General features: G+C 69.8%; 6 protein-coding genes. 2 read left to right on the top strand and 4 right to left on the bottom strand.

Annotation, left to right across the window (positions count from 1 at the left end; translation table 11 throughout):
- Both ACTWQN_RS37965 and ACTWQN_RS37960 read right to left on the bottom strand, forming a co-directional pair.
- On the bottom strand, positions 1 to 721 hold a 721-nt coding region (locus tag ACTWQN_RS37965), incomplete at its 3' end, for a TSUP family transporter (protein WP_443208519.1).
- A 185-nt stretch (positions 722 to 906) separates the two neighbouring features.
- Positions 907 to 1863, bottom strand: a complete 957-nt coding sequence (locus ACTWQN_RS37960) for a helix-turn-helix transcriptional regulator (RefSeq protein ID WP_443208518.1) — start codon at positions 1861 to 1863, stop codon at positions 907 to 909.
- A 61-nt stretch (positions 1864 to 1924) separates the two neighbouring features.
- Between ACTWQN_RS37960 and ACTWQN_RS37955 the strand changes: the two genes are divergently transcribed.
- Positions 1925 to 2632 (top strand): SDR family oxidoreductase, encoded by a 708-nt coding sequence (locus tag ACTWQN_RS37955; RefSeq protein ID WP_443208517.1) that lies wholly within the window; start codon positions 1925 to 1927, stop codon positions 2630 to 2632.
- Between the two features lie 64 nt (positions 2633 to 2696).
- Here ACTWQN_RS37955 and ACTWQN_RS37950 read toward each other — a convergent pair whose 3' ends face one another.
- Entirely contained in the window at positions 2697 to 2981 is a 285-nt protein-coding gene (locus ACTWQN_RS37950) for a hypothetical protein (RefSeq protein ID WP_443208516.1), read from the bottom strand.
- A gap of 110 nt (positions 2982 to 3091) precedes the next feature.
- On the opposite strand from ACTWQN_RS37950, the gene ACTWQN_RS37945 reads away from it, so the two are divergent.
- Positions 3092 to 3547 (top strand): tRNA (cytidine(34)-2'-O)-methyltransferase, encoded by a 456-nt coding sequence (locus tag ACTWQN_RS37945; protein WP_443208515.1) that lies wholly within the window; start codon positions 3092 to 3094, stop codon positions 3545 to 3547.
- 209 nt (positions 3548 to 3756) lie between these two features.
- Here ACTWQN_RS37945 and ACTWQN_RS37940 read toward each other — a convergent pair whose 3' ends face one another.
- A complete protein-coding gene (locus ACTWQN_RS37940) occupies positions 3757 to 4473 on the bottom strand; it encodes a YwaF family protein (RefSeq protein WP_443208514.1) in 717 nt (238 codons plus the stop codon).
- Positions 4474 to 4727: the final 254 nt, after the last annotated feature.

Here is a 4727-nt window from a genome sequence, read left to right as displayed (position 1 = left end):
CCGGTTTGCGCAAACAGGACAGCAGCAGCACGATGCCGGAGCCGATCGCGAACAGCTGCACCAGCAATCGCATCAGCGGCCCGTCGAGCCGGTGGTGAACGTAGCGGCTCAGCGCCGCGCCGAGCACCAGCGCGGGCAGCAGCAACAGCGCCAGCCGAAGCTGGTGGAGCCCGACCTGCCCGGTGCTCAGCAGCACCACCAACGAAATGCACTCGCCCGCGATGAAGCAAACCGCGACCGTCGAGCGCAGCACGGCGGCAGGCCGGTGCTGGTACACCAGCGCCAGCGGTGGCCCGCCCACTCCGGTGGCCGTTTCGGTCACCCCGGTGATCGCTCCGGCGGCGAGGAAAGCACCGCGTCCCGGCGTGAACTTCGGCGCGATCAGCGTCACCACCGCAGCCAGCACGGTCGATCCGCCGATGAGCAGGTTCAGCTGCGCCACCGGAATCGCCATCAGCACCCACAGCCCGCCGAAGGTGCCGACGAACCGTCCCGCGGTGATCCACCCGGCGCCGAGCTTGTCCAGGCTGCCGCGTTCGCGACCGGCGATGTAGAGGTTGAGCGGGATCATCAGCACCAGCAGGAACACCGGTAGCAGCGACGGTTCCACCAGTCCGATCACCGGCGCGACGATGAGCGCGAAGCCCACCCCGGTGGTGCCCTGCACGAAAGCCGCCACCGCCACGACGAGCGCCACCAGCCCCAGCACGGCGACGCTCATACTGCCCCCAGTCCCTTGCGGGACACCCGCACCCGGTCGGGTCACCCTAGCTCGCAGTGGGGAATTGTCGGCACGCCCCCGGCGATGCTCGACGTCGTCCCGGCCGATGCGCTCCCTCCGCCCAGCCGCTTCCGGGCGAATGTCACCGCGCGGCAAACGACTCGCGGGTGGTCGTTCCGCAGCGATCACTCCCGAGCCGCGCGGGCGTAGCGGTCGGCGAGGCGGCGGGTCGCGGCGGCCAGTTCCGGGGCGTCGAGCACGTCGAAGTCGAGGTCCAGCGCCCCGAGGTACACCGCGAGCAGTTGCGGGGTGTCGGCTCCCGCGTCGACCAGGCAGGTCTCGTCGTCGATCGCGGCGACCGACCACGTCGTGGGCGGCACCCGCTGCACGACGACCTCCGCGGGCGCGTGCACCCGCACCCGCGCGCGATACGCCCACAGCACGGCCGAAACACCGCGCGCGACGTACTCGGCGAAGCCGCCTTCCGGTGGTTCGCGGGACGCGAAGCGCGGACCGGTCGGGGTCCGCGGCGACAGCCGATCGACTCGGAAGCTCCGCCAGTCGCCGCGGTCGCGGTCCCAACCGACCAGGTACCAGCGGCGCCCGGTGCTGACCAGCCGATGCGGCTCGACGTCGCGCAGGCTCGCGGCGCCGTCGTGGGCCCGATAGTCGAACCGCAGCCGCTCGCGGTCCCGGCAGGCGCGCACGATCGTGGTCAGGACGTCGGCGTCGATCACCGGCCCGCCGCCGGAGATCGCCACGGTGTAGGTCTGCCAGGCGTTGACGCGCTGCCGCAGCCGCGCAGGCAACATCTGCTCCAAATTGGCCAGCGCCCGCATCGAGGTCTCCTCGATCCCCGACACCGTGCCGCCCGCCGCGGTGCGCAGCCCGACGGCGACCGCGACGGCGGCGTCGTCGTCCAGCAGCAGCGGCGGCAGCGCAGCTCCCGCGCCGAGCCGGTAGCCACCCGCCACGCCGGGCGTCGCGTGCACGGGATAGCCGAGGCTGCGCAGCCGGTCGACGTCCGCGCGGATGGTCCGGGTGCTCACTCCGAGGCGGTCGGCGAGCTCAGCTCCGGACCAGTCGCGTCGCGCCTGCAACAGCGACAGCAGGCGGAGCAGTCGAGCCGAGGTTTCCAACATTTTTCCAGTGTCGCCGCGATTGCGGAGCGAAGTCTTCCGCAATCGCCGAAATGGTGGCGCCATGACTCTCGAAGGCAAGACCGCAGTCGTCACCGGTGGTTCGCGCGGCATCGGCCGGGCGATCGTGGCGCGCCTGCGGGCCGACGGCGCGACAGTGCTGTTCAGCTACGCCACCGACGAGGCCGCGGCGAACGCGGTCGCAGCGGAAACCGGCGCCCGCGCGGTGCCGGTCGACCTGGCTGAAACCGACGACGTCCACCGGCTCTTCGCCGCTGTCGAAGAACTGGACATCTTGGTGAACAACGCCGGAATCCCGTCCACCACGCCACTTCTGGAGCTGTCCGAGGCCGACTACGACCGCGTCATGGCGGTCAACGCCAAGGGCACCTTCCTGGCGATGCAGCAGGCGGCGCGGCGGATGCGCGAGGGCGGGCGGATCGTCAACATCTCCACGATGAGCACCACGTGGGCGAGTCCCGGTGAATCCGCTTACGTCGCAAGCAAAGCCGCGGTCGAACAGCTCGCCCACGTCGCGGCGAAGGAACTCGGACCGCGCGGCATCACGGTCAACGCGGTGTCGCCCGGCCCGATCGACACCGACCTGCTGCGCGGCGCCGTCGGCGCGGACGCTCTCGCGGCCACCGCGCAGCTGACCCCGCTGGGTCGGCTGGGGCGACCGGCGGACGTCGCCGATGTGGTGGCGTTCCTGGTCGGCCCCGATTCGGGGTGGGTGACCGGGCAGAACATCCGAGCCACCGGCGGGTTGTGATCCGGACTCGCGCCGGTGTGGCGGCCAGGGTCGTTCCCCGCCGAGCCGCCGCAGCGCAACGACATCAGAGCTCGGCGGACTCGATGACTTCGATGATCCACGACTGCGGGTCCTGCACACGTGCGTGGGCCGGACCCGCCCACAACCCGTACAGCCGTTGTCGGTACTTCTCGGCCGCGGCGAGTTCGTCGAATTCCAGGTCGATCATCACCATGCCTGGATCCGCCACGCCACGGTGGATCTGGTAACGGCGCACCCCGACCTGCTTGCGATCGATCAGATCGTCGTCGAAGAGCCGCTTCCAGACCTCGAAGGACGGTACGACATGCTGGACGTGAAGAATCGGCATGAGGCCGCCCCCTTCCTCCAGCGCCAGTATCGACTGCCGTCCAGGTCCGCACATCGGTCGAAATCCCCTCCCGAGCTGCCCGGCCGGACCCCGGTGTGAAACCATTTCGGGTGTTTCACGTCGTCTTCTACCGGCCGGAGATTCCGGGCAACGCGGGCAACGCGATCCGGATGGCGGCTGGGTCCGGCTGCGCGCTGCACCTGATCGAACCGCTCGGGTTCTCCGTGGCGGATGCGAAGCTGCGCCGGGCCGGACTGGACTACCACGACCGGGCAGCGCTGCACGTGCACCCCGATCTCGACTCGGCTTGGCGGGCGCTGGACCCGCAGCGGATCATCGCGTTCACCTCGAAGGCCGAGCGCAGCTACCACGCGGTGGCCTACCAGCCGGGCGATGTGCTGCTGTTCGGTCCCGAATCCACCGGTCTGCCCGAGGACGTGCTCGACGAGGTGACGATGCGGGTGCGGATCCCGATGTTGCCGGGCATCCGCTCGATGAACCTGGCGAACTCGGCGGCCGTCGCGGTCTACGAGGCCTGGCGCCAGCAGGGTTTCGCCATGCCCTGATCTCCGCAGCGGGCGGGCGATACCCGGCTTGACCTGGGGCGAGGGCTCGCGGGCTGGTTCGCACCGGGTAGGCATGGCCCGACCGGCGAGAAGCCCGATGGGAGCCTTCGCGAGGGTCCCAGGTCATGAGATCGAGCGCGAAATCGCCAGCTCTGCCATTTCCCAACCAGCGCGGGCCTCGGCAGGTCACGAGGACCCGCAGCGGTGTGTCAGGGCGTCGCCGGATGCGCGGCGCGCGAGGTCCTAGTCCACGGCCAGGTCAGCAGCACCCACGCGGCCAGGCCGACGACCACTTCGACGCCCAGATACCAGGGCCAGCCGCCCATCACGTCGAGCAGCGACGGGTTCTCCGGTTTGCTGCTGACGAACCCGTAGTTGGTGCCCGCCCAGGCGTTGAACCCCAGCATCGCCGCGCCCCAGACGATGGTCACCACTGCCGCGAACCGGTAGCCCCGCCAGTTCGGACGCAGCCCGACACCCCAGGTCAGGTAGGCCGCCGCCCAGATGACCAGCAGGTGCTGGCCCCAGAACTCGATGAAGTTGATGTGCGGGAAGTCCGGGGCGTCCAGCGCCGGGGTGATGATCGCTTGCGGGGTGAGCGTCAGCCCCCAGTAGTAGGTGAGCGCGTAGGCCAGCGGCTGGCGGGTCCACAGCGCGTAGGCGGCGACCATCCAGGCGAGGTCGCAGAGGTGCAGCGGGAGCGATTCACCGATGTCCCACTGCGCCGGAAGCAGCCGGTAGATCAGCAGCACAACGTTGAAGACCACAACCACAGCAGCGAAAACCCGCGTGCACCAAACGATCGTCCGCGGACCGTGATGCCGATACCCGAGCACACCGAGCACCACCGCCCCGGCAACGATCAACACCATGATCACCAAGTGCGACGGGCCGTAGGGAACGAAGCGATCCGCAGGCGATCCCACCCCCCAAGCCTAAGCACCCCAACCCCCACCCCATCCGCCCCGAACCCCGACCATCACCCCGCTTCACCGTTCAGGTGAGGGGTGAGGGGCACCCGTGACCCAGTTACTTGGTCACAGGTGCCCCTCACCCCGAACAGCCCACCGCTCCGCCCACCGGGTCGGGTGATGAGTGAAGGGCACCTTTGACCGGCGTACTCGGTCAAAGGTGCCCTTCACCTCGGGCTTGTCGGGTGTGCGCGGGGTGGGGGGGTTAG

Origin of the sequence: Saccharopolyspora antiqui, from assembly GCF_052246905.1 — a bacterium.
Classification (GTDB): domain Bacteria; phylum Actinomycetota; class Actinomycetes; order Mycobacteriales; family Pseudonocardiaceae; genus Saccharopolyspora.
The sequence above is the reverse complement of the archived record's forward strand: the minus strand, read 5'-3'. Positions and strand labels throughout refer to the sequence as shown.

Bases quoted from the DNA above. Each gene is read 5' to 3' on its own strand.
- ACTWQN_RS37955 (WP_443208517.1), top strand. From the start codon at position 1,925: ATGACTCTCGAAGGCAAGACCGCAGTCGTCACCGGTGGTTCGCGCGGC.
- ACTWQN_RS37950 (WP_443208516.1), bottom strand. From the start codon at position 2,981: ATGCCGATTCTTCACGTCCAGCATGTCGTACCGTCCTTCGAGGTCTGG.
- ACTWQN_RS37960 (WP_443208518.1), bottom strand. From the start codon at position 1,863: ATGTTGGAAACCTCGGCTCGACTGCTCCGCCTGCTGTCGCTGTTGCAG.